Below are 24,810 nucleotides of genomic sequence, written 5' to 3' on the forward strand. Positions count from 1 at the left end.
TTATCTTTCTAAAATTGAAATCTAAAACCAATTACGTAAGTACCATTATTGGCGCTAAATCCAATTTGAGCTTGGTCAGTTTCATAGGGTTTTGTAAAGATGTAAGTACTGCCAATACCAACGGTGGCTCCCGCCAAAACATCCCAAATGTCATGCCATCCATCTGGGCCTTCCATTCGGCTTACACCAACTATAGCAGCAAGTACGTATGCCCATTTGGCATATTTCCAGCCATAACGCCGTTGAATAAATGAAGCGCCCGAAAAAGCGGACGTGGTATGTCCAGAAGGAAAAGCATCATAAAGATTTCTACCTTCTGGCCGCTGTTTACGCACTATTCTTTTTAGCGAATGCGTAACTATAATACTGGTTCCATAAGATAGGGCAAACTGTTTTGTGCCTTGCCAATCCTTTTTAATAACAGTGGTTATCCCCGCGGCTAAGGGCAGCGCAAGTTGTAAAACGTCTCCAGTATCTTCTAAAATATATTCCCATTTTTCGTGCGAACCTATATCGTCTGCCTCAACAGTTTGCGATAAAATGATTTGAAAAACAAAAAAAACAGGGAATAAAGTAAAGCGTAATGGCACGTTCATAAACAGAAAATCAGCTACAGTTAATAACAACAAAATCAGCTATTTAGTATTGCCATTCTCTTTAATTTTTTAGTTTTAGTTTCAATTTTCAACCAATTGGCAACCACTGCCAACCGACAATTTTGCGCCTTCAATTTTGAATTTTGAATTTTGAAGCTTGAATTTTTAAACTACTTTTACAAAAAAACGCACACCCTTGGATTTTCTCGACATTCGGATTATAGATATTGTGGACATTGTGCTGGTGGCATTCCTGCTGTATTACCTCTATAATTTGGTGAAAGGCACCGTCGCCATCAATATTTTGGTGGGTATTATCATTGTTTACGCCATTTACGTAGTTACCCAACTTTTGGAAATGGAGCTCTTGAGCAAAATTCTCGGCGGTTTTTTGGGGGTCGGTATGTTTGCTTTGGTGGTGGTTTTTCAACCCGAAATACGAAAATTTCTGTTGATGTTGGGTTCAACGAATTTCAACGCCCGCCGAAGATTTCTGAAACAGTTTAAATTTTCTGGAAATGACGGCGGTCTTAAAACCAATTTGCAGGGAATTATAGCCGCCTGCAAAAAAATGTCCGCTTCGCACACCGGAGCGTTAATCGTTCTCCAACGCAACAATAGCCTTGATTTTGTAAAAAACACGGGCGATGAAATGAACCTGGAAGTAAACCAGCCCATTATTGAAAGTATCTTTTTCAAAAACAGCCCGTTGCACGATGGCGCGATAATTATTGAAGAAAACAGAATTACGGCAACACGGGTTATTCTGCCCGTTTCCAACGATAAAAAGATACCGTTGCGCTTTGGACTTCGGCACCGCGCAGCCGTTGGTATTACCGAAAAGACCGATGCCGTTTGTTTGGTCGTTTCCGAAGAAAACGGTCAGATTTCCTATTTAAAGGATGGCGATTTTGTGCTTTTTGAGGATACGGATGAACTGTTGAAAATTTTGAAGAAGGATTTGAGCTAAGAAATTAAACGCTTTCAAAAGACTTAATTTTCATATTTTGAAATAATTTTCATCAATGTTGCTTATTCTTCGCTGGAAATAAACTTGGGGCTTCTAAATTTAATTCTTAAAATATTTTTCAGAAACCTAAAAATCTGATTTTTATTCACGAAATAAATTGCCAAATTTCCACATTATTTTGAGGGTAGTGATTCCCCTTTGGGGGTTAGGGGGCCAATTCCTCAGCCATAAACTGCACCTCGTAAAGATTCCTATAAAAACCATTTTCAAGTTTCAGCAATTCTTTGTGCGTGCCCTCCTCCATAATTTTTCCAGCGTCCATCACTATAATTTTATCGGCTTTTTTAATGGTTGCCAATCTATGTGCGATTACTATTGAAGTTCGGTCTTTGGTGATTTTATCAGTAGCCGTTTGAATCAATTCTTCGGAATACGTATCTACGGAAGAAGTGGCTTCGTCCAAAACCAAAATGCTGGGCTTGCTAACATAGGCACGCAAAAATGAAATGAGCTGCCGCTGCCCCGAGGAAAGCATGCTGCCGCGTTCCTTCACATTATAATGATAGCCATCTGGAAGCGATTGTATGAATTTATGGACGCCTATTTCCTTTGCCGCCGCTATTACTTCTTCTTCGGAAATGTTTGGGTTGTTTAGCGTAATATTGTTCAAAATTGAATCGGCAAAGAGGAATACATCCTGCAAAACCACAGCTATCTGCCCCCGAAGTGACGCCAGTTTATAATCCTTTAAAGAAATACCGTCAATCAAAATATCGCCGCTGTTTATTTCGTAAAAACGGTTTAAAAGATTGATTATCGTACTTTTTCCGGCTCCAGTAGCACCTACTATGGCAACCGTTTCACCGGGATTTGCCTTAAAGGAAATTCCCTTTATTACTTCTTCATCCTCATTATACCCGAAATGCACATTTTTGAATTCAATTTCGCCTTTGGTGCTGGTATAATCAACCGTGCCAGTATCAGCGATGTGCGATTTTGTATCGAGAATTCCGAAAACGCGGTTCGCCGCAACCATCCCCATTTGAAGGGTATTGAACTTATCAGCAATCTGCCGCAGCGGTCGGAAAAGCATTTCGGCGTATTGTATAAAAGCCGTAATAATACCGAGGGTAACCACGCCTCCGCCAATAACATTCAACCCGCCGTACCAGACGACCAAACCAGTGGCCACGGCCCCAGCGGTTTCGGCAATGGGAAAGAAAATAGAGTTGTACCAAACGGTTTTTATCCAAGCCTTTCGGTGGTCTTTGTTTATCTCCTGAAAACGTTCGTATTCGGTTTTTTCTCGGGTGAAAATCTGAACTATTTTCATCCCCGTGATGCGCTCCTGCACAAAGGTATTTAGGTTTGCAACTTGGTTTCGAACGTCTTCAAAAGCTACTTTCATCGCTTTTTGGAACACACGGGTGGCATAGAGAATAAAGGGCAAAACAATAAAAACGATGAGCGACAACCGCCAGCTTTGGTAAAGCATAAACCCCGCGATTACGAGCATTTTCAGCAAGTCGCTAATAATCATAAACAAGCCTTCACTGAAAATACTGGAAATGGTTTCCACATCATTTACGGCGCGGGTGGTCAATCTTCCGACGGCGCTCTTATCAAAATATTTCATTTTGAAACTCATCATCAATCGGAAGAGTTTTTGGCGCATATCGCGAATTACACTTTGCCCGAGCCAGTTTGTATAAAATATAAAGGCGAATTGAAATATCACTTCCAGCATAAGTACGACCACCATTAAAATGACGTACTTCATAAAACCCTCGCCATCTTTGGGAACCATGGAATTGTCTATGGCCAATTTCAAAAGATAGGGGCGCAGCACGGCAAGGCCGGACATTATGATTGCGGCAAAAGCGACAAAATAAAACACAAGCCGATAGGGCTTTGTAAAAGCCAGCAATCGCTTAAAAAGCTTAAAATCGAATGCGTTTCCTGTGGTTTCTGACACGGTTTTTTATTAATTCGTTAATTGGTGATTCGTGATTTGTTAATTCGGGATTCGTTAATTTGGGATTCGTTAATTTGTGATTTGTGATTTGTGATTTAGGATTTGAGATTTCTCTGTTCTTTGTTCTTTATTCTTTTTTCTCAGTTCTTTTAAAAATACTCTCAGGATAAACAACCCTCGTCAAATACAATCCATGCGCCGGCGCGGAGGCACCCGCTTCTTCCCTACTTTTACTTTTCAGTATTGCCTTAAAATCTACCAGCGTAGTCTTTCCGTAACCTACATCCAAAAGCGTCCCGACGATGGCGCGGACCATATTCCGAAGAAAACGATCTGCGGCAATGGTAAAAATAAGGCTATTATCCGTAGCTTCCCAAAATGCTTTTACGATGGTACAATTGTACGTTTTTACATCGGTTTTTGAGCGTGAAAAGCATTGAAAATCCTTATGGTTCAATAACAATTTTGCCGCTTCGTTCATTAAATCCATATCGGGTCTGTTATTTATTTGAAACGCAAAATCCTGTAAAAACGGGTCTTTTTCTAATGAAATAACGTATTCGTATTCCCGTTCCACCGCGTCAAATCGCGCATGCGCATCTTCCTTTACCTCAAAAATATTCTTTATTGAAATATCCTTCGGAAGAAAGGAATTCATTCTAAAAATAAATTCATCAAAATTTTCAATTTTATCGCTATCGAAATGGGCAAACAACTGCTTGGCGTGCACGCCGGTATCGGTCCTTCCCGCTCCGGTGAGTTTTATTTCCTTCCGAAGCAAGGTTGAAATGGTCTCCTCCAAAACCTGCTGTACGCTTATCTGCTCGGGCTGGCGCTGCCATCCAAAATAATTTTTCCCGTTATAGGCTATTTCAATAAAATATCGCACTTGGATTTTTTCAGAATTGACAAAATTACGATTTTAGTTTAGGAGTTTATGGGTTTAAAAGTGTAAAAGTTGAGGAGTCGAGAGGTTTGTTTGCGCTATTTGATTTAAAAGTTTGTTTAAATTTGAAAACAACTCAATAACTTAATAACCCAATAACTTAGTAACTTAATAACCCAACAGCCCATTTTGAAAAAAATCCTACTTCTCAGCGATACCCACAGCTATATTGACGAAAAAATCCTGAACTACGTAAAACAGGCCGATGAAGTGTGGCACGCCGGCGATATTGGCGACCTTTCGGTTACCGATGCAATCAAAAAACTAAAGCCGTTGCGAGCGGTTTACGGAAATATTGACAGCACGGAAGCCCGTATGGAATTTCCGCTCCACAACCGTTTTATGTGCGAAGGGGTTGATGTTTGGATAACGCACATTGGCGGCTATCCGGGAAGGTACAATCCGTCAATCCGGCAGGAAATTTATTCCAACCCACCAAAAATCTTTATTTGTGGGCATTCACATATTTTGAAGGTCATGCCGGATAAAACAACTGGACTACTTCATATGAATCCAGGTGCCGTGGGAAAGCACGGTTTTCAAAAAGTTCGCACTATGCTCCGTTTTGAGATTGACGGGGAAAAAATCCAGAATCTGGAGGTTATTGAATTTGGGAATCGTTGATTGGGGAATCGGGATTCATTGATTCGTTGATTGGTTGACTACAGAATTTGGGATTTGGAATTTTGCATTGGGGATTTTAGAAACAAAAAACCCCCGAAGTTGGCATACTCCGGGGGTCTTGCACTAATATACCAAGATCGGTTTATCGTAAACGGTCCACAGATTTTACGAGGTCCTCATCCCTTTTTATGGCCTTGTTGGCCAGCACTAAAAATACGATAGAAATGATGGGAAAAAGCACCCCAATACCCTTCTCTGAAACAATAGTCTCTCCGGATAAAGTTAGCAACCTGTAAACGAAAACTCCCAGTAATACAAAGTTTGATATGATGTTCAAACGGTTGAGCACAAACTGCAACTGCCGTTTTTTGAAACTTAAAATTGAAATTATTGCCAACGCAATCGAAACAAATATCAACCCGAAAATCAAGGGCTCACTCCGCTCCATAATTACCGAGCCATCCTTGCCCAGAACCACTGGAAACCACATAAATAAAGCTCCCATTACAATGGCAGAAACGACTAAATAAATGGTTTGGATGCGTTGGATCATTTTTTACAAAAATCTATTCTGCAGCAAAAATACTGTTTCTTTTTAAAAAAAATAACAGTGGTTTTTAATTTATTGTTGTATTATTGCAGTAACAATTCGTAACCAACTCAATCAAGGTTACTTAGTCTTCGAAAAAATTTTCAACGTACTTACCTTCTCAAAAGGAACACATTTGTATCAACATTAACAACAGTATATTCTACATGTTTGAAATTTCAGAATTAAAAGAAAAAAAGCTACCTGAACTTCAGGAAATAGCCAAAGAGCTTAACGTGCCGAAATATCGCACTCAAAAAAAATTGGACTTGGTATATCAAATCCTTGATTACCAAGCCGCGAATCCGAAGGCAGTCAAAGCCGTCATAAAGGCTGAAGAACCTGCTTCGGAAACCAAAAAAGAGGAGAAGTCCTCTTCTTCTAATGAAAATCCTTCAAAAGACCAAAAGCAGCATCCGCAGAAAAACGAGGGCAGAAGCAAGAAGTCTAAGCCCCAAAAGCAACATCGCGATAAAAAAAGTGATGATGATAAAAAAACTGCCGATGACAAGCGTTCAAGCAACGAAAGGGCCGACAAAAAGGAAAGCGATAAAAAACCGCAACACCAAAAGTCAAGCTCCAGCAGCAACGACAACCGTCAGAAAAACCAGCGCAACGACAGCAACAATTCTGACAACCGCCAAAAACACCAAAACCACAAACAGAAGGACGGCAATGTACACGACAACAAGAGCAACGGAAACAAAGATTCCCGCAACCGTTACCGTGAGCCGGACTATGAGTTTGACGGCATCATTGAAAGCGAAGGTGTGCTGGACATCATGCAGGACGGCTACGGCTTTCTGCGCTCCAGCGACTACAACTACCTTTCCTCTCCCGATGATATTTATGTATCGCAATCGCAGATTCGTCTTTTCGGGTTAAAGACCGGAGATACGGTATTGGGCGAAGTGCGTCCGCCAAAAGAAGGCGAAAAATATTTCCCTTTAATAAAGGTGAATAAAATCAACGGCCTGAACCCCAATGTGGTTCGTGACCGGGTTTCCTTTGAGCATTTAACGCCGCTTTTCCCACAGGAAAAATTTAACCTTGCAGATAAGCAGAGTACTATTTCCACTCGTATTATTGACCTTTTTGCACCTATCGGAAAAGGACAACGGGGTATGATTGTTTCGCAACCAAAAACGGGTAAAACCATGTTGCTGAAAGATATTGCAAACGCAATAGCGGCAAACCATCCGGAAGTTTACCAAATTGTCCTTTTGATTGACGAACGTCCAGAGGAAGTTACCGATATGCAACGAAACGTTCGTGGCGAAGTGGTAGCTTCAACCTTCGACAAAGAAGCCAGCGAGCACGTCCGCGTTGCCAATATCGTAATCGACAAGGCAAAACGTTTGGTGGAATGCGGCCACGATGTGGTGATTCTCTTGGACTCTATAACACGATTGGCGCGAGCTTATAACACCGTGCAACCTGCCAGTGGTAAGATATTGAGTGGTGGTGTGGATGCCAATGCACTTCACAAACCGAAACGTTTCTTCGGTGCCGCGCGTAATATTGAAAATGGCGGTTCTTTGAGTATCATCGCCACAGCGTTGACTGAAACCGGCTCTAAAATGGACGAGGTTATCTTTGAGGAATTTAAAGGAACAGGAAATATGGAGCTTCAGTTGGACAGAAAGATTTCAAACCGAAGAATCTTCCCTGCAATTGACCTTACCTCTTCAAGTACGCGTCGCGACGATTTGCTGCTTGATGAAAACGTAATACAGCGCATGTGGGTACTTCGGAAATATCTCGCCGATATGAACCCGGTGGAAGCAATGGAATTCATCAATGACAGAATAAAACAAACCCGGAACAACGAAGAGTTTTTGATTTCGATGAACGGATAAAAAGTATTTAAATTTTATCTTGAAACAAGATTTCCCCGAAGCCAAACTTCGGGGATTTTTTTTAATAAAACTGCGCTCAGGCCAGTCCAGCATTGAACGAAATGTAATATTGCAATATTACTTTTTGATTGCATTACCTTTCACAGTTCCCATTCTTCCTAACCAGACTTTCCCCTTTCAAATTTTTCTTTTTCGGAACTTCCGTAATATTGCAATACAAAACCCGCGATAAAACGAAACGAACACCCTATGAAACTATTTCTTAAAATTTTAATCTTCCTCAGCTTTTGCCATAGTTTTTCACAGGAATTGTCCACTATTTTTGAAAAATCAAACGGCAAAAAAACGGCAACTTATGGCGAAACCCTCGACTATTATACTTCGCTCGCCAAAAAATATCCTTCCATTTCCATATTTGTAATGGGCGAAACCGATAGCGGTCTCCCGCTGCACGTAGTTGTGTTCGACCCCAAAAATGAAGAACATTCAAAAGAAAAGTTTTCAAAAAACGGAAGAAACGTATTGCTGATAAACAACGGCATCCATCCCGGCGAGCCCGACGGCATTGACGCCACGATGCTGCTTTTTCGCGATTTTGCCGAAAATAAAATCCCCGCGCCAAAAAATACGATTATTGCAACCATCCCGATTTACAATATTGGCGGCGCTTTAAATAGAAACAGCACCAGCCGAACCAATCAAAACGGCCCCGAGGAATACGGGTTTCGCGGTAACGCAAGAAATTACGACCTAAACCGTGATTTTATAAAAAACGACACCAAGAATGCGCGCACTTTCGCAGAAATTTTCCATTGGCTGAATCCGGAATTGTTCATAGACAACCACGTTAGCAATGGCGCGGACTATCAATATGTGCTAACCCATCTTTTTACGCAGCACGACAAATTGGGCGGCGATTTGGGCAACTATCTGCACACTTCGTTTATGCCGCAATTGGAGGATTCGCTTCAGCAAAAAAACTGGGACATTACCCCTTACGTAAACGTTTTCAACCAAGTGCCGGAAAAGGGTTTTGCCCAATTTATGGACTCGCCGCGCTACGCCTCCGGTTACACTACTTTGTTCAACACTTTGGGTCTCACGGTGGAAACGCATATGCTAAAGCCCTATAAACAAAGGGTTGCAGGCACGTACGAATTGATGAAAAGTTTTATAAATATTGCCGATGCGGATGCCTCAACAATAAAAACGCTTCGGAAAAATGCTGTGGAAAAATATAAAGTTGGAAGCTACTACCCTATTTCTTGGGAAGTGGATTCCTCAAAAACCACGACGTTAAAATTCAAAGGTTATGAGGGGAAAATGGTGCCGAGCAACATTACGGGGGCGGACCGTTTGAAATATTTCCGCGACAAACCCTTTACCAAAGATGTTACCTATTACAACTATTTTAAGCCGATTGATTCCGTGACCATTCCTTCGGCATACATTGTTCCCAAAGGATATTGGAACGTTATCGAACTTTTGAAATTGAACGATATTGAATTTTCAGAATTTTCAAAAGACACTACAATTACTGCGGAAGTTTATCACATTAAAAATTTTGAAACGATAAAAAATCCGTTCGAGGGACATTACCTCCATTATAAAACGGAAGTAAGAAAAAGCACGGAAAATATTTCAATAAAAGAAGGTGATATTTTGGTTAAAACCCAGCAGCCCGGCGTTCGCTATCTTTTGGAAACGCTGGAACCGGCGGCTCCCGATTCATTTTTCAACTGGAATTTTTTCGATGCCATCCTGCAGCAAAAGGAAGGATTTTCGCCCTACGTTTGGGAAGATATGGCCGAAAAATTTCTGAATGAAAATCCTAAAATCAAACAGGAATTTGAAGCCAAAAAGCGGAACGAGCCCGATTTCGCAAACAACTGGTATTTACAACTCGATTGGATTCACAAGCAATCGCCCTATTACGAAAAATCGCATTTACGTTATCCTATCGTTCGGGTGGGTGGTTAAATATTCCTTCGGAAAGAGCAGTTTTATATTTTCGTAGGAATCCTGCAGTGCCTTCTGCGACTTTTCAAAATCCTTCCACTTTACTTTTTTAATGCCTTCCTCAGGTTCGGGAATGAGCGGCCCGTCGTAATCGCTGAACATTTCGTACCAATAGGTTATCTTCAATCTGAATTTGTCGTTTCTCGTAAAAACGTGATAGGTAGTCATTAAAAAATCGCGGATTTCAAGGTCCTTCACCCCCGTTTCCTCGATAACCTCACGAACGGCGGCTTCGCGGTGGGTTTCGCCTTTTTCGATTTTGCCCTTTGGAAGGTCCCATTTTTTGTTTCTCCGTATAAAAAGAATTTCCTTTCTACTGTTATATACCAGCCCCCCGGCGGCTTCAACCACTTTTATTTTCTTCCGAAGAAAGCGTTCCAGCTTTTCCGCATTTTTGTGGTACAGATTTACATAGAGCAGCTCGCCGTTGTATATTTTTTTTACCAACTTTTTAAAACGTGCCTGTTTTAAAGGAATGGTGGTGTAGTGCTCCCCAATATTTTCTTCAGTAGAAAGAATAATGGGAATATCTTTTACAAAAACTTTATACATTTGCACAATGATATTAAACAAAGAAACGGCGCAAAAAACCGCGGCCCTGCTATTGCAAATTAATGCAATAAAATTGCAACCACAAAACCCTTTTACGTGGGCCTCGGGGTGGAAATCCCCAATTTATTGCGACAATCGCATCACGCTTTCCTACCCAATGATTCGAAATTACATCCGCGAGAACCTCGCCAGACAAATTGAGGAACTCTACGGAAAGCCCGAAATGATTGCCGGCGTGGCCACTGGCGCGATAGGCATTGGCGCATTGGTCGCCGATTATTTGAACGTACCGTTTTGCTACGTGCGTCCCGAGGCAAAGGGCCACGGCCGCCAAAATAAAATTGAGGGCCATTTGGAGCCAAACACCAATGTGGTTGTCGTAGAGGACCTAATCAGCACCGGGAAAAGCAGCTTATTGGCCGTGGAGGCTTTAAACGAAGCAAATGCGAACGTAAAAGGAATGTTGGCAATTTTCAGCTATGGTTTTAATACTGCGGAAGAAAATTTCAAAAAGGCGAATGTTGCGTTAAACACTTTGAGCAATTATGAAATGTTGCTGGAAGAGGCCGAAAAATCCAAATACATCAATTCCGAAGAAGCTGCATTACTTTCTGAATGGCGGGAGAATCCTGCTGTTTGGGGGCAATAGTGTTCAGTCGCAGTGTTCAGTCGCAGTGTTCAGTCGCAGTATCCAGCACTTCTAAACTCATAAACTCATAAACTCATAAATGAAACTAAACAGCAAAAAGGTGACCACCCAAAAATCCGCAGCGGAGCTTTGCGATTTTTTGGCAGATGTGAAAAATTTTGAAACATTGATGCCCGAAAGCATCAGCAAATTTGAAGTTATACGGGAAAATGCATTTGTATTTGCCTTAAAGGGAATGCCCGAAATAGCGTTGGAAGTAAAAGAAGTTGAAAAGCCAAACAGAGTAGTTTTGGGCGCAATCAGCGATAAAATTCCCTTCACGTTAACGGGGAATATTGAAGAAGTTTCAGAAAATACCTCAACCGTGGAACTCCATTTTGAAGGCGAATTCAACGCCATGATGGCCATGATGGTAAAAGGCCCCATTTCAAAGTTTATTGATACGCTTGCCTCCAATTTGGAGCAGGTTTAATAAATCAACTTTACTTCTTTCATCTGAAATTTTTGCAACGGATCATTTTCCGTTTCCACCAAAAGTTCGCCAATATCGGAAACCCCCTTTATTATTCCGTTGAACCGAAACCTTTCGGGAGTTTCAAAAACCGAAACCTTTTCTTTTCGAAATAAATTGTTTTCGTAATTCCGTTTCATTTCTGAAAAATCGGCTGCTGGAAGATTTTTTAAATTTTTGAAAACATTTTTCAGAATTGTGTCAAGCACTTCTTCCAATGGAAAGGTTTTTCCCGTTTCAAGTTTCATGGAGCTTGCCTGTGGCAAATTTGAAAAATCCGCTTCGTTCACGTTGAGCCCAATGCCAATTATTGAATACTTTACCGTACTGCCCTCCAGCACGTTTTCAATCAAAATACCGCCAATTTTTTTATTGGCTGACAATATGTCGTTTGGCCATTTAATTGATATATTTGGAACATTCAAACGGTCTGTGGCTTGCAAAATAGCCAACGAGACTGCCATTGAAACCAAAAATTGATGTTCTACCGGCAGCCCCTTAAACTCTTTAAAGATGCTGAATGTAAGGCTTTGCCCTTCCCTTGAAAGCCAGGCGTTGCCCATTTGCCCACGGCCCGAAAGTTGGTTTTCCGCAACCACCACCGTTCCATCGGGCAATCGGGTTTCTTTTGCCAATTGCTTTAAGTAGGTATTGGTGGAATCGGTGGCATTAAGTTTGATTAAGTTCAAAACGATAATTATGTTTAGTATTACGCTTTTAAGGCGCTTCAAGAAACAAAAAAGTAATAACTTTGCACCATAGAAAAGAAAAATAATTTAATGCAGAAAAAACAAGCAGAACCAGATCAACTTATTGCTCAAATAATACGAGGGATTGAAGATGTAAAGGGAAATGATATTGAAATTCTTGACCTAAGAGATATAGAAAATACCGTTTGTGACTATTTTATAATATGCAATGGTACCAGTAACACACAGGTAAATGCCATTGTGAATTCTGTTCAAAAATCCGTTAGCAAAGCTTTAAAGGAAAAACCGTGGCACGTTGAAGGCAGCGACAACGCAGAGTGGATCCTTATGGACTACGTGCACGTTGTGGTGCATGTTTTCCAAAAGCATATCCGCGAGTTTTATGATATTGAGGGGCTTTGGGGCGATGCAAAATCAGTTAAAATAGAAACAACACACTAAAAAGAAAATAGCCATATGGCCGAAGAAAATAAAAATAAAAAAAGCGAATCAAAACGACCGAAACCCAATTATTATTGGATCTATGCGGCGATAATACTTTTGTTTTTTGGCATCCAGATTTTTGGCGGCGGCAGTTGGTCGCAGCCCGAAAAAACAAACCAGGCAAAGTTTGAGGAATTTTTGAAAAATGGCGATGTTAAAAAAGTTGACATCATCAACAAAAAAATCGCAAAAGTTTATCTTACCGATGAAGCCAAACAAAAGGAGATCCATTCCAAAAAAGGGAATACTCCCGCATTTCTGGCTCCCGGCCCGAACGATCCCGATTATCAATTTGAGTTTGGTGACCTTCAACTCTTTCAAAAAGATTTTCAGGAGATAAAAGCGGAAAACCATTTGTCCACCTCTTTAAATTTCGAAACAGACAATAATGTTTGGGGCGATATTTTAATGGGAATCTTGCCTTTTGTTATCATTATCGCTATTTGGATTTTTATTATGCGCCGCATGTCTTCGGGCGCTGGTGGCGGTGCTGGCGGGCAATTATTCAATATTGGCAAATCCAAGGCAAAACTTTTTGACGAGAAGACGGATGTAAAAACCACTTTCAAGGATGTTGCCGGTTTAGAAGGCGCCAAGGAAGAAGTTCAGGAAATTGTGGATTTCTTGAAACAACCCGATAAATATACATCTTTGGGAGGTAAAATTCCTAAGGGAGCTTTGTTGGTTGGCCCTCCGGGAACCGGTAAAACCCTCCTGGCCAGAGCCGTGGCGGGCGAAGCCCAAGTTCCATTCTTCTCGCTTTCGGGCTCCGATTTTGTTGAAATGTTTGTGGGCGTGGGTGCTTCCCGTGTTCGCGATCTTTTTAAACAGGCAAAAGACAAGGCTCCGGCAATTATCTTTATTGATGAAATCGATGCTATTGGCCGTGCCCGTGGAAAGAATAACTTCTCCGGAAGCAATGACGAACGCGAAAATACTTTGAACCAACTGCTTACCGAAATGGACGGTTTCGGAACCAATACAAACGTAATCGTTTTGGCCGCAACAAACCGAGCCGATGTTTTGGATAAAGCTTTGATGCGTGCCGGACGTTTTGACAGGCAGATTTATGTGGACCTTCCAGACGTACGCGAGCGCAAGGAAATATTTGAAGTACACTTGCGCCCCATTAAAAAAGACACCGAGCTGGATACAGATTTTCTTGCAAAACAGACTCCGGGGTTCTCTGGGGCAGACATTGCGAATGTTTGTAACGAAGCTGCGCTAATCGCCGCCCGAAATGGTAAAAAATTCGTGGACAAACAGGATTTCCTTGATGCGGTTGACAGAATTGTTGGCGGCTTGGAAAAGAAAAATAAAATAATGACGGTGGACGAAAAACGCGCTATTGCTTTCCATGAAGCGGGCCACGCCACCGTAAGCTGGATGCTTGAGCATGCCGCGCCATTGGTGAAAGTAACTATCGTTCCCCGGGGGCAGTCTTTAGGAGCTGCTTGGTATTTGCCAGAAGAGCGCCTTATTATCCATCCAGAGCAGATGCTGGATGAAATGTGCGCTGCCTTGGGCGGACGGGCCGCTGAAAAGGTTATTTTCAACCGAATTTCCACAGGAGCGTTGAGCGATCTTGAAAAAGTGACCAAACAGGCCCGCGCAATGGTAACCATTTACGGCCTGAACGACAAAATTGGAAACCTAACGTATTACGACAGTAGCGGACAGTCTGAATACAACTTTAGCAAGCCGTACAGTGAAAAAACTGCCGAGCTTATAGACCAGGAAATTTCAAAACTTATAGAGGAACAATACGAGCGGGCGGTAAAAATCTTGGAAGAAAACAAAGATAAACTTACCGAGCTGGCAAACGTACTTTTAGAGAAAGAAGTGATTTTCAAGGACAACCTCCAAAAAATATTTGGCGATCGTCCTTTTGAGACACCGGAAGAAGTAACAAGAGTGGCAACAACTTAACGGGTGCCTATTTTTTATTTCGTTTTAATTTTTTTTGGTAACACAACTTCAATATAGATTTTATATATTTGAAGTATAACGTATATACGAACTCCTCAATTAATTATTAATGAGTCTGTTTAAAAGACTTTTAAACCCAAACTATAAATCGGAAGAAAAGGCCAAGCGCGCCGAGAAAGCCGATCATAGCAGTTATTACCCTGAGCAAAAACTTCCCATTGACGAGAAATTTACCTATAATTTTAAAAATAACGGGGGTAAATTTATCTATTGCGAAAACTGGGAAGAGGTAACCGAAGCTTTTGATAATATAATGATCGAAAACGATTGGTATGAGCAGGAAGTATTTTGTGTAAACGATATGCTCTCCAAAAAATTTGATGGTTTCAACCTCAACTTTACAAAAAATACCGATTCAAAATTCTTTCTTTCCACCTGCGAATCTTTGGTTTCAAACAACGGTTCCATCTTGCTTTCCTCAAACCAAATAAAAGAAAAGAAACTGAAGGAACTGCCCTCAAACTTTGTGATTTTTGCAACAACCAGCCAGATTGTTGATAGTATAAGCGAAGGCTTGCGGGTTATAAAAAACCAAAGTTCCGGTTCCATTCCCAGTAACATTACTACCATTCAAGACTTTGAAACCGAAAAAGAAAAGGATTTTATGAGTTATGGAAGTAGCACAAAAAACCTATATTTGTTGCTACTGGAAGACTTATAATATGAAGGAAATTCTCGTGCGGACCCTCTCGGGCGTATTATACATTTCGATCATCATCTTTGCAATGTTCACTTCGCGCGAATGGTTTATGGGGCTTTTTTTCGTACTTGCAATTATTACTTTAAGCGAATATTTAAAACTGGTGCACCTTACCAGCTATCTTGCCTATTTTCTACTTGCGGCCGCCTTTTACTTTTTAAGCTATGACGTTTTTGCCGATAATGCCGTCTATCTTCTTTTGATTTTAAGTGGCTTCGTCAATCTTTTTTTATTGAAAGACGTATTGTGGACCAGCAAAATCCCGATGTTTGAAAAGAAAAAATACATTACCGTGGTATTCTACATTATTAGCGGCTTCGTTTTTCTTACCCTTATCCCTGTAATGAATATTGACGGCAGGTTTATGCCAGAAATCATAGTGGCGGTTTTTGTATTGGTTTGGAGCAATGATACCTTTGCATACCTCATCGGTTCAAAATTCGGAAAACATAAACTCCTGGAACGCGTTTCGCCCAAAAAGACCGTTGAAGGTTTTGTTGGCGGTTTATTGGGGGCTCTTTTGGCGGGATTTGTTATCTTTAAGGTATTAGAAAATTATCGTCCGATGGAAGCCGAAAAGTATCCGCTGTGGACTTGGATTGTAATGGCAATGATCATTTGCGTTTTCGGAACTATTGGTGATTTGATCCAATCAAAGTTTAAAAGACAGGCTGGCGTTAAGGACAGCGGAATTATTATGCCCGGGCACGGCGGATTGTATGACCGGTTGGACAGTATTATTTATGCCAGCCCTTTTGTATATGCATTTTTATTAATTGTTGACAATGTTTCATAAAGAAGGTTTCAAGATTATTTTTATAGCGCTGGCAGTCGTTATTGGGCTTAGCCTTTTAGCCAATGTATTTGTGGCAAACCCGACCATTCGCGGAGGAATTATTATTTCGCTGATTATTCTGCTGCTGCTGGTGCTACAGTTTTTCAGAAATCCAAAGCGCAATTTTTTAGTACATCCCGAGCGGGTTCTATCTTCCGTCGATGGAAAAGTTGTTGTTATTGAAGAAGTTTTTGAGAAGGAATATTTCAACGATAAAAGATTACAGGTTTCAGTCTTCATGAGCCCCATAAACGTTCACGTAACCCGCTATCCCGTGGGCGGAAAGGTGGTTTACAGCAAATATCACCCGGGAAAATTCTTAGTGGCGTGGCACCCAAAATCTTCCGAGGAAAACGAACGCACCACGGTAGTGGTAAATAATGAAACTTTTGGAGACGTGCTTTTCAGGCAGATTGCCGGCGCTATGGCCAAACGGATTGTCAATTACGCCGAAGCGGGCCAAGAGGTAGAACAAGCTTCGGACAGCGGTTTTATAAAATTTGGATCGCGCGTGGATATCTTCCTTCCGCTGGATGCAAAAATTAAGGTAACCCTGAACCAAAAAGTTAAAGGTGGAATTTCAATAATTGCCGAAAAATAATGACTTCAGAAGAGCTTGATATAGCCTTTAGAAATGCCGTGAAGAGCATTAATGAGCACACAGAGCCTTTTCCCGCAGATGTGCTCTTGCGGTTATATGCCTACTACAAACGCGCAACGAATGATGCCGACATTCCCAGTGGTGGCAAGCCGCATATCTCGGCATTTAAGACCAACGCACTTTTCCAAACGCGCGGCCTTACCGAGGACGAGGCCAAACAACTCTACATCGAGGCCGTTAATCAATACTTTTTGTACCGAAAGTAATCAGGCCTGCTGTGCCTTGTTGAATTTTATCTCGTACTCCTCAATAGCTTCCCTAATCTTTTCCACATTTTCCGAAGCGCGTTCATGTGCGCCTTCCATTGCTTTTTCAAGGTCTTTATCGGGATGTTGAAATAAGTCGGTAATCACGTGGTTAATCTTGTCGATGATACTTTTTTGAGTGTTTTTGATGTCCTCCAATTTGTGGAGCATCGACTGCATTTGTTCATACTTTGCTTGGTCCATAATTGTTCAGTTTTGAAGCAAGTTACACTCAAATGCAGTTGAAAATGAATAAATTAACCTGGATTTAGAATAAATTAAGAGATTTTAACGCGTTCAGAGTTTACTTCAGTCCCGCCAAACTCGCCTTCAAAGTTTCAATCTTTGCAAGCGCATCTGCCTCTTTCTGTCTTTCCAAAGCAACTACTTGTTCCGGAGCGCCGCTCACAAAACGTTCGTTCTTCAGTTTGCCCTGCACGCTTTTTAGGAAACCTTCGGTGTATTTCAATTCTTCGGAAAGCTTTGCCATTTCTTCTTCAACGTTAATTGCCCCAGCAATCGGTATAAAATATTCGTTGCTCTTTACACGGAAAGTCAATGCCCCGTCCAGTTTTTCTGAGATGTAATTCAATTCTGAAATATTGCCGAGTTTTGAAATCACGGCGTCAAATTCCTTGGAAGCATTGTCGTTGTTCAACACCGAAAGTTCGATCGTATCTTTAAAGGAAATATTCTTCTCTTTCCGAATGGTTCTGATCCCTGAGATTACTTCGGAAGCAAATTCGAAATCCTTTATTATTTTTTCATCAAAAGCTTCCTGTTTTGGCCATTCTGAAATTATCAAGGCTTCGGAAATGTCGCGCTGGGTAATGTGTTGCCAAATTTCTTCTGAAATGAAAGGCACGAAAGGATGCAATATTTTTAAATTATCTTCCAAAACGGAAATCACTTCCAAATAAGTTTTCTCTGAAATTTTTTCCCCAAAAGGCGGTTTTACCATTTCCAAAAGCCACGAACAGAAATCGTCCCAAACCAATTTATAGGTTGCCATCAAGGCATCGCTGATGCGGTATTTGCTGTAATGGTCTTCAATTTCGGCAAGCGTTTTTTGGAATTTGCTGCGGTACCATTTTAGGGCAATGATGTCGCTTTGCGATTGTTCCTTTTCCAAATCAACTTCCCAGCCATCAATCAATCGGTAGGCGTTCCAGATTTTGTTTACAAAGGCACTTCCCTGTTTGCAAAGATCTTCGTCAAACATTAAATCATTCCCTGCTGGCGAGCTCAAAAGCATCCCCACACGCACGCCATCGGCTCCGTAGGTATCCATCAAATCAATTGGATCTGGCGAGTTACCGAGCGATTTGCTCATCTTTCGGCGCTGCTTATCGCGAACAATTCCCGTTAGGTAAACATTTGTGAAAGGCTTTTCGTTTCTGTATTCATAACCTGCGATAATCATACGGGCTACCCAAAAGAAAAGAATTTCGGGGGCGGTAACGAGGTCGTTGGTTGGGTAGTAATAATTTATTTCTTTGTTGTCTGGCTCTAAAATTCCATTAAATACTGAAATAGGCCATAACCAAGATGAAAACCATGTATCGAGCGCGTCCGGATCTTGGGTTAGATCCGCAGCTTTTAATTGGTCATTGCCAGTTTTTTCTTGCGCTAATTTTACCGCTTCTTCAATGTTTTCCGCAACTACAAAATCCTCTTTTCCGTCGCCATAGAAATATGCGGGAATTTGCTGTCCCCACCACAATTGGCGGGAGATGTTCCAATCGCGAACGTTTTCCATCCAGTGGCGATAAGTGTTAACGAACTTTTCGGGAACTAAGTTTACGTCTTTTTCCAGCACGGCATCCAAAGCAGGTTGCGCAAGCTCCTTCATTTTAAGGAACCACTGATCGCTCAGTTTTGGTTCTATCACAGCGCCGGTTCTTTCACTGGTTCCAACCTTGTGCATATGTGTTTCAATTTTTGAAACCACGCCCATTGCTTCCAGTTCCTTTACAATTTCCTTTCGAACCACAAAACGGTCTTTTCCTTCGTAATGAAGGCCAAAACTGTTTAGGGTTCCGTCATCATTGAGAATATCAACTATTTCAAGATTATGCTTATCGCCAAGCATTTTATCATTCTCATCGTGGGCAGGTGTAACTTTTAGACACCCTGTTCCGAATTCCACATCAACATATTCGTCTTCAATGATTGGAATTACACGATTGCAAACCGGAACGATGGCTTTTTTGCCGCGCAGGTGTGCAAAACGCTCGTCATTAGGGTTTATGCAGATTGCAGTATCGCCGAGAATGGTTTCGGGACGCGTAGTAGCAATGGTTAAAGCCTCCCCCGACCCCTCCAGAGGAGGGGAGCCATCCTCGTTAAGAATTTTATAGTTTAAGTAATAGAGATTGCCTTGTTTTTCTTCGTAAATAACTTCTTCGTCAGAAAGGGTGGTCTTTGCCTGCGGATCCCAATTTACCATTCGGTAGCCGCGGTAAATGTTTCCTTTTCGGTATAGATCAACAAATACCTTTATCACAGAAGCTGACATATCTTCATCCATGGTGAACTTGGTGCGTTCCCAATCGCAGGAGGCGCCGAGTTTCTTCAACTGTTCCAAAATAATCCCACCGTGTTTGTGGGTCCATTCCCAAGCGTGCTCCAAAAATTCCTCGCGCGTAAGGGTTGCCTTGTCAATTCCTTCGGCTTTCAATTTTGCTACAACTTTGGCCTCGGTAGCAATGGAAGCGTGGTCCGTGCCCGGTACCCAGCAAGCATTATAGCCCTGCAGACGCGCACGGCGGATCAAAACATCCTGTAAGGTATTGTTGAGCATGTGGCCCATATGCAAAACTCCCGTAACATTCGGCGGAGGGATGACAATGGTGTATGGCGTTCTTTCGTCAACTTCTGAATGGAAATATTTATTCTCCATCCAGTAGCTATACCACTTGTTTTCAGTCTGTTTTGCATTATATTTTGCCTCTAAAGCCATACTTTGGTCTGGTATTTGTGTAATGAGTTGCAAAAGTAAATATATCTAAAGGATAATAAAAGTGAATAAGTTATTTTGCTTGTTGTTCAAAAGTTATATACTTTAGCAATCATTAAAAACATAAAATCATGAAAAAATTAGCTCTTATGGCTCTTGTTGCCCTTATCGGTTTTACCGCACAGGCGCAGCAAGCAAAAATCAGTTTCAAGGAAGACACCGTGGATTACGGCACTATCGCAAAAGGCAGTGACGGCGTTCGCTTATTTGAGTTCACTAACACTGGCGATGCCCCGCTTATTATTAGTGATGTAAAATCCAGCTGTGGTTGTACTGTCCCGAAAAAACCGGACGGACCCATTGCTCCCGGTGCCAGTAGCACTATTCAGGTAAAGTATGACACAAACCGTGTTGGCCCAATCAGAAAGACCATTACGGTTTATTCCAACGCCAGCGAACCTATGGTAGCTTTAAAAATAAAGGGAGAAGTGATGAACGACTCCAGCAGTGTTTTGGAAAAAAGCTAAACAACTTTACTATTAAAGTTAAAATCGGCTGGAGCAAATGCTCCAGCCGATTTTTTTTAGAACACACTTTTAAGGTAGAATTTTGTTTTATTTATAGCCCCATCCCTTCTATACTCCATCGTTATCCGCTTTCCCTCTTCGCTGGAAAACAATTCAATTAATTGATGCAGTTTATATTCATAACAAGGTTTGCCGTTTATGGAAATAACCTCATCTCCTTTTTGGATTCCCGCCAATGCAGCCGGCGAACCTTCCCGAACATCTACAACCACATATTTGGGGACCAATGAAAAATGGACCTCGGTAGTTATGGAGACGCTGTTTCTTGTAAAATTATCGTTTTGGTTTGCCCGGTTTGAATTCACGGCGGCCTGCCGTTCCTGTTTTACCAACTCCATTCCTTCGTGTTCCAACGTTAATCCACTCATATTGTAATGGAAGGGATCTTTAAATTTGCTGTTCTTCTTAAACCGCACCAGTTTTTTTCCATAATCGAAAGTAACCGTAAACCTGCTCAAGAATCCTCCGCCAACGCTGCCGTCGCGGTCTTCGTAATACCGTGCTTTCAAAATGGCATTTTCTTCGGGAAAAGAGGTGTTTACTTCCTTTAAATGATATTTGCCCAAACTGAGTTCCGGAATTCTGGCGCGCTTGCCAAAAATGTTCCCACTGAGGCCCAGCCCCAAAAAGTCATTGAAATAATTTTTTGGGGATTCTTCAATAAAATCCTTGTCATCAAAAAGCCAAATCACATCGCTGGAGCCAGAATCTACCAATAGCTTTACTTCTTCCTGTTTTTCCCCTGAAGCTACATTTAGGGAAATATAGGGCTTGCCCGACACAAAATTCAATGGCAAATCCTCACATTTTCTGCACTTCTTCAACGGAAATCTCTGAGGGTCATAAACGGTTATGACCTGTGTGGAATAACTGATCCTTACAATAAAATTCTGAAAAAAATCATTCCCCAGAATACCGTGGATCGGGATGCCCATTCGTGGCGAAAAATTGAGCGAACTATCAAAAATTATGTAAAGGGCGTGGTTCCTATCTATGGCATCGCCAACTTTTACCGTATTGTTCAAGCTTTTCAAAGCCTTTACCGTTCCGCCCGGCCCCAAGCCCTGTAGAAGCACGGGGGAAGTGTTGCGTACCTGTACGCTATCTGCTTCCTCCAAACTAAAAAGAATGGTAGATTTAACGCCCGTATCGAGAATAAAGGAAAGCGGAGTGCCGTTTATTTCCACCGCAACTATGGGTAGATTGTTTACCAATTGAAAAGGGATCCTGTCCCGCTTTCGGTCATTCTGCAAAAAAAAGCCAGACTGTGCCGCCAAGGAAGCAGAAACACACATAAAAAGAAAGATGATGAAGCTTTTATACAAATTTTTGAGAATTTTTTGAGAACCATTGAAGATATAAAAAAAAGGCGAATGTTGCTACAGGCACAATGGAATTATAAAATATATTTTGCAACTTTGCCACAAACCAATTCACTATGCCTTCAGTTTCAAATAAAGGGAAAAACATGCCGGAATCACCCATCCGCAAACTGGTTCCCTACGCCGAAAAAGCCTATAAAGCAAACAAGACCGTTTATCACCTAAATATTGGCCAGCCCGATATCAAATCGCCAGAAATTGCGATGGAGGCCGTGGCAAACCACCATTTGGAAATACTTGCCTATACCCGCTCGGAAGGGTCGCTGGAATACCGCGAAAAAATTGCAGATTATTATAAAAAGAACAACATTTCCGTTGAGGCCAATGACATTATTGTTACAACAGGCGGAAGCGAGGCCCTGCTATTTGCCATGGGAAGCATTGCCGATGCAGGCGATGAAATCATTATCCCAGAGCCATTTTATGCAAATTACAACGGTTTTGCCACGGCATCCGATGTAAAGATCGTGCCCGTTATTTCAAAAATTGAAGACAATTTTGCCTTGCCGCCAATTTCAGAATTTGAAAAACTGATTACCCCAAAAACAAAGGCAATCCTTATCTGTAACCCCGGAAATCCAACAGGGTATCTCTATTCAAAAGAAGAAATACAGACCTTGGCCAAAATCGTTAAAAAACACGATCTGTTTTTGGTGGCTGATGAAGTATATCGCGAGTTCACCTACGACGGCTATAAACATTACTCAATTCTCGAAGAACCAAGCTTGGCCGAAAACGGAATCATCATCGATTCGGTTTCAAAAAGGTACAGCATGTGTGGCGCGCGCATTGGCTGTCTGGTTTCAAAAAACAAACAGGTTATCGCCACGTCCTTAAAATTTGCGCAGGCGCGTTTGAGCCCGCCCACCTTTGCCCAGATTGCCAGCGAAGCGGCACTGCAGACGCCCCAAAGTTATTTTGACGAGGTAATCGCAGAATACCAGGATAGAAGAGACACTTTGGTTACCGCGCTCAAAGCCATTCCCGGCGTGCAGGTCGGCGAGCCCAAAGGCGCTTTTTATTGCATCGTACAACTTCCTATAAAAAATAGCGATGCCTTTGCGCAGTGGCTTTTGGAGGAATTTGACGACAATGGCGAAACCGTTATGGTCGCTCCAGCCGCAGGTTTCTATTCCAGTCCCGGCGTTGGGTTGAACCAGGTGCGCATTGCCTATGTTTTGAAAAAGGAAAGCCTTGTCCGTGCAGTGGAAATCTTAAAAATCGCCCTTCAAAAATATAAGGATTGATGCCGGTTGAAGAAAACAAATCGCTTAAAAACTACAATACTTTTGGCATAGCCTGCAATGCGCGTTATTTTGTTTCGGTTGAAACTATTTCTGAATTGAAACAGGCGCTTTCCAATAAACCTTCCGAAACGCTCTTCATTCTCGGCGGCGGTAGTAATATGCTGTTGACGGCCCATTTGGACGCATATGTTCTTCACATAAATTTAAAGGGAATTGAAATTTTAAAGGAAACCGAAACCGAAGTTTGGGTGAAAGCAATGGCCGGCGAAAACTGGCACGAGTTTGTTCAATATTGCATCGCGAATGATTTTGGCGGCCTGGAAAATCTTTCGCTGATTCCCGGGAACGTTGGTACGGCGCCCATTCAAAATATAGGCGCTTATGGTGTAGAATTGAAAGATACGTTTGTAAGTTGCAACACTGTTGAAATTGAAACTTTAAAAGAACGGGAGTTCACAAAAGCCGAATGTGAATTTGAATACCGCAATTCAATTTTTAAAAACGAGGCAAAGGGAAAATATATTATTACCAGCGTTACTTTCCGATTGACCAAAAAGAATCACAAAACGAGTATTTCTTACGGCGATATTCAAAAGATTTTAGCCGATAAAAATATCGAAACCCCTTCAATAAAGGACATTTCGGAAGCGGTAATCGCCATTCGCCAATCAAAACTTCCGGACCCGAGAGTGTTGGGCAATAGCGGTAGTTTCTTTAAAAATCCGGTTGTGGATGCTGAAACCTTCCAAGAGTTCCGAAGAAATTATCCCGAAGCTCCTTTTTACGAAGTTTCGCCTACGGAATTTAAAATTCCGGCGGGCTGGCTCATTGAAAAAGCAGGATTTAAAGGCCAGCGTTTTGGCGATGCGGGCGTGCATAAAAACCAAGCCTTGGTTTTGGTAAATTACGGAAACGCCACCGGCAAGGAAATTTGGCAGCTCGCCATGGAAATCCAAAAAAAGGTAAAGGAAATGACCGGCATCTTTATTGAGCCGGAAGTGAACGTTTTTTAGTTTGCACCCAGCAAGCCATCCACAACGTAAACCACTCCGTTTGAGCCTTCAATGCTCCCTTTCACCACGTTAGCCTTTGCGCCTTTTCCGTCGGAAATAACAATATCTTCCCCAGATTTTGTTGCGGTCAAAGTAGTTCCTGCAAGCGTCTTTAGCTTTGCTCTGCCACTTTTATCAATGGTTTGCAGCAAGGTTTCCTTATCCATTTTCCCCGAAACTATGTAGGATTTTAACATTGCTTCCAGCTTCGGATTATTGTCCGGCGTAGCATAGAATTTCTTTTTTTCAGCTGTCAAGGATTCAAGTGCTACTGATGATGGTGCAAAAACAGTAAATGGCCCCTTATCTTCTGAAAGCATTGTACCCATTCCCGCAGTTACCAAATAACTTGCATACTTTTTTAAATGGGGTTCGGCCATTATGCGGGCCATTACACTTTGTATTACGGCAATATCTTCGGGAGTCAAGTCTTTCTTGGGGGCTCTTTTCACCGGTGGTTTTTTAACGGTATCTACCGCGGTTTTTTCAGGTACCGTTTTTTGGGCATCCTGCGCTTCATTTTTGCAAGAAAAAGTAAAAAGGATAAACATCGAAATCAACAGAAAAGCGAATGGTTTTGGCATCGTTAAAATATTTAAAAATGGAGGCTAAAAATACTTAAATTCCGAGCAAAACAACAAGAAAGATTGTATTTTTGCACCCTAAATAC

General features: G+C 41.6%; 25 protein-coding genes. 15 read left to right on the top strand and 10 right to left on the bottom strand.

Features of this window, described 5'->3' with window-relative positions:
• Positions 1–8 precede the first annotated feature (8 nt).
• Positions 9–626, bottom strand: coding sequence for a phosphatase PAP2 family protein (locus POV26_RS06690; RefSeq protein WP_272855696.1), 618 nt, complete (start codon positions 624–626; stop codon positions 9–11).
• Positions 627–792: 166 nt separating this feature from the next.
• Here POV26_RS06690 and cdaA point away from each other — a divergent pair, with 166 nt between their 5' ends.
• Positions 793–1,566 (top strand): diadenylate cyclase CdaA, encoded by a 774-nt coding sequence (gene cdaA, locus POV26_RS06695; RefSeq protein ID WP_272855697.1) that lies wholly within the window; start codon positions 793–795, stop codon positions 1,564–1,566.
• 205 nt (positions 1,567–1,771) lie between these two features.
• Here cdaA and POV26_RS06700 read toward each other — a convergent pair whose 3' ends face one another.
• Positions 1,772–3,541 (bottom strand): ABC transporter ATP-binding protein, encoded by a 1,770-nt coding sequence (locus POV26_RS06700; RefSeq protein WP_272855698.1) that lies wholly within the window; start codon positions 3,539–3,541, stop codon positions 1,772–1,774.
• Positions 3,542–3,668: 127 nt separating this feature from the next.
• A complete protein-coding gene (truA, locus tag POV26_RS06705; protein WP_272855699.1) occupies positions 3,669–4,430 on the bottom strand; it encodes a tRNA pseudouridine(38-40) synthase TruA in 762 nt (253 codons plus the stop codon).
• 186 nt (positions 4,431–4,616) lie between these two features.
• Here truA and POV26_RS06710 point away from each other — a divergent pair, with 186 nt between their 5' ends.
• A complete protein-coding gene (locus POV26_RS06710; protein WP_272855700.1) occupies positions 4,617–5,111 on the top strand; it encodes a metallophosphoesterase family protein in 495 nt (164 codons plus the stop codon).
• Between the two features lie 142 nt (positions 5,112–5,253).
• On the opposite strand, the gene POV26_RS06715 is transcribed toward POV26_RS06710, so the two are convergent.
• On the bottom strand, positions 5,254–5,664 hold the full coding sequence (locus POV26_RS06715; protein ID WP_272855701.1) for a DUF4293 domain-containing protein: 411 nt from the start codon (positions 5,662–5,664) through the stop codon (positions 5,254–5,256).
• Positions 5,665–5,867: 203 nt separating this feature from the next.
• On the opposite strand from POV26_RS06715, the gene rho reads away from it, so the two are divergent.
• Both rho and POV26_RS06725 read left to right on the top strand, forming a co-directional pair.
• Entirely contained in the window at positions 5,868–7,559 is a 1,692-nt protein-coding gene (gene rho / locus POV26_RS06720) for a transcription termination factor Rho (protein ID WP_272855702.1), read from the top strand.
• A gap of 249 nt (positions 7,560–7,808) precedes the next feature.
• On the top strand, positions 7,809–9,539 hold the full coding sequence (locus POV26_RS06725; RefSeq protein ID WP_272855703.1) for a M14 family metallopeptidase: 1,731 nt from the start codon (positions 7,809–7,811) through the stop codon (positions 9,537–9,539).
• On the opposite strand, the gene POV26_RS06730 is transcribed toward POV26_RS06725, so the two are convergent.
• On the bottom strand, positions 9,507–10,130 hold the full coding sequence (locus POV26_RS06730; protein ID WP_272855704.1) for an NUDIX hydrolase: 624 nt from the start codon (positions 10,128–10,130) through the stop codon (positions 9,507–9,509). The genes POV26_RS06725 and POV26_RS06730 overlap by 33 nt on opposite strands.
• 7 nt (positions 10,131–10,137) lie before the next feature.
• Between POV26_RS06730 and pyrE the strand changes: the two genes are divergently transcribed.
• Positions 10,138–10,779, top strand: coding sequence for an orotate phosphoribosyltransferase (pyrE, locus tag POV26_RS06735; RefSeq protein ID WP_272855705.1), 642 nt, complete (start codon positions 10,138–10,140; stop codon positions 10,777–10,779).
• A 79-nt stretch (positions 10,780–10,858) separates the two neighbouring features.
• A complete protein-coding gene (locus tag POV26_RS06740; protein WP_272855706.1) occupies positions 10,859–11,251 on the top strand; it encodes an SRPBCC family protein in 393 nt (130 codons plus the stop codon).
• Here POV26_RS06740 and POV26_RS06745 read toward each other — a convergent pair.
• Positions 11,248–11,979 (bottom strand): biotin--[acetyl-CoA-carboxylase] ligase, encoded by a 732-nt coding sequence (locus POV26_RS06745; protein WP_272855707.1) that lies wholly within the window; start codon positions 11,977–11,979, stop codon positions 11,248–11,250. The two genes, POV26_RS06740 and POV26_RS06745, sit on opposite strands and share 4 nt — an antisense overlap.
• Before the next feature lie 90 nt (positions 11,980–12,069).
• Here POV26_RS06745 and rsfS point away from each other — a divergent pair, with 90 nt between their 5' ends.
• From rsfS to POV26_RS06775, 6 genes are all read left to right on the top strand, one after another.
• Positions 12,070–12,441: a ribosome silencing factor gene (gene rsfS / locus POV26_RS06750; RefSeq protein ID WP_272855708.1), complete on the top strand. Its 372-nt coding sequence runs from the start codon at positions 12,070–12,072 to the stop codon at positions 12,439–12,441.
• Between the two features lie 15 nt (positions 12,442–12,456).
• Positions 12,457–14,412 carry an ATP-dependent zinc metalloprotease FtsH gene (gene ftsH / locus POV26_RS06755; RefSeq protein WP_272855709.1) on the top strand — a complete coding sequence of 652 codons (1,956 nt, stop codon included), beginning with the start codon at positions 12,457–12,459 and terminating at the stop codon, positions 14,410–14,412.
• A 109-nt stretch (positions 14,413–14,521) separates the two neighbouring features.
• Positions 14,522–15,133 carry an LUD domain-containing protein gene (locus POV26_RS06760; protein WP_272855710.1) on the top strand — a complete coding sequence of 204 codons (612 nt, stop codon included), beginning with the start codon at positions 14,522–14,524 and terminating at the stop codon, positions 15,131–15,133.
• A gap of 1 nt (position 15,134) precedes the next feature.
• Complete coding sequence (locus POV26_RS06765) at positions 15,135–15,968, top strand: phosphatidate cytidylyltransferase (protein WP_272855711.1); 834 nt, start codon at positions 15,135–15,137, stop codon at positions 15,966–15,968.
• The gene (locus POV26_RS06770; protein WP_272855712.1) at positions 15,958–16,608 is read left to right on the top strand and encodes a phosphatidylserine decarboxylase family protein; all 651 of its coding nucleotides are present in this window, start codon (positions 15,958–15,960) and stop codon (positions 16,606–16,608) included. The genes POV26_RS06765 and POV26_RS06770 overlap by 11 nt, the downstream gene beginning before the upstream one ends.
• Complete coding sequence (locus POV26_RS06775; protein ID WP_045080695.1) at positions 16,608–16,874, top strand: acyl-CoA-binding protein; 267 nt, start codon at positions 16,608–16,610, stop codon at positions 16,872–16,874. The genes POV26_RS06770 and POV26_RS06775 overlap by 1 nt, the downstream gene beginning before the upstream one ends.
• Here POV26_RS06775 and POV26_RS06780 read toward each other — a convergent pair whose 3' ends face one another.
• Positions 16,875–17,117 (bottom strand): hypothetical protein, encoded by a 243-nt coding sequence (locus tag POV26_RS06780; RefSeq protein WP_272855713.1) that lies wholly within the window; start codon positions 17,115–17,117, stop codon positions 16,875–16,877.
• A gap of 100 nt (positions 17,118–17,217) precedes the next feature.
• Positions 17,218–19,875 (bottom strand): valine--tRNA ligase, encoded by a 2,658-nt coding sequence (locus POV26_RS06785; RefSeq protein ID WP_272855714.1) that lies wholly within the window; start codon positions 19,873–19,875, stop codon positions 17,218–17,220.
• Between the two features lie 128 nt (positions 19,876–20,003).
• Here POV26_RS06785 and POV26_RS06790 point away from each other — a divergent pair, with 128 nt between their 5' ends.
• The gene (locus POV26_RS06790; RefSeq protein ID WP_272855715.1) at positions 20,004–20,399 is read left to right on the top strand and encodes a DUF1573 domain-containing protein; all 396 of its coding nucleotides are present in this window, start codon (positions 20,004–20,006) and stop codon (positions 20,397–20,399) included.
• 56 nt (positions 20,400–20,455) lie between these two features.
• Here POV26_RS06790 and POV26_RS06795 read toward each other — a convergent pair whose 3' ends face one another.
• Entirely contained in the window at positions 20,456–21,784 is a 1,329-nt protein-coding gene (locus tag POV26_RS06795) for an aspartyl protease family protein (protein WP_272855716.1), read from the bottom strand.
• A 113-nt stretch (positions 21,785–21,897) separates the two neighbouring features.
• Between POV26_RS06795 and POV26_RS06800 the strand changes: the two genes are divergently transcribed.
• Both POV26_RS06800 and murB read left to right on the top strand, forming a co-directional pair.
• Positions 21,898–23,088: a pyridoxal phosphate-dependent aminotransferase gene (locus tag POV26_RS06800; protein WP_272855717.1), complete on the top strand. Its 1,191-nt coding sequence runs from the start codon at positions 21,898–21,900 to the stop codon at positions 23,086–23,088.
• Positions 23,088–24,101 (top strand): UDP-N-acetylmuramate dehydrogenase, encoded by a 1,014-nt coding sequence (gene murB, locus POV26_RS06805; RefSeq protein WP_272855718.1) that lies wholly within the window; start codon positions 23,088–23,090, stop codon positions 24,099–24,101. Before POV26_RS06800 ends, murB begins: the two co-directional genes overlap by 1 nt.
• Here the strand turns inward: murB and POV26_RS06810 are convergent.
• Positions 24,098–24,724 carry a fasciclin domain-containing protein gene (locus POV26_RS06810; protein ID WP_272855719.1) on the bottom strand — a complete coding sequence of 209 codons (627 nt, stop codon included), beginning with the start codon at positions 24,722–24,724 and terminating at the stop codon, positions 24,098–24,100. The two genes, murB and POV26_RS06810, sit on opposite strands and share 4 nt — an antisense overlap.
• Between the last annotated feature and the right edge of the window lie 86 nt (positions 24,725–24,810).

It is taken from the genome of Aequorivita todarodis, assembly GCF_028561335.1.
Lineage (GTDB): Bacteria > Bacteroidota > Bacteroidia > Flavobacteriales > Flavobacteriaceae > Aequorivita > Aequorivita todarodis.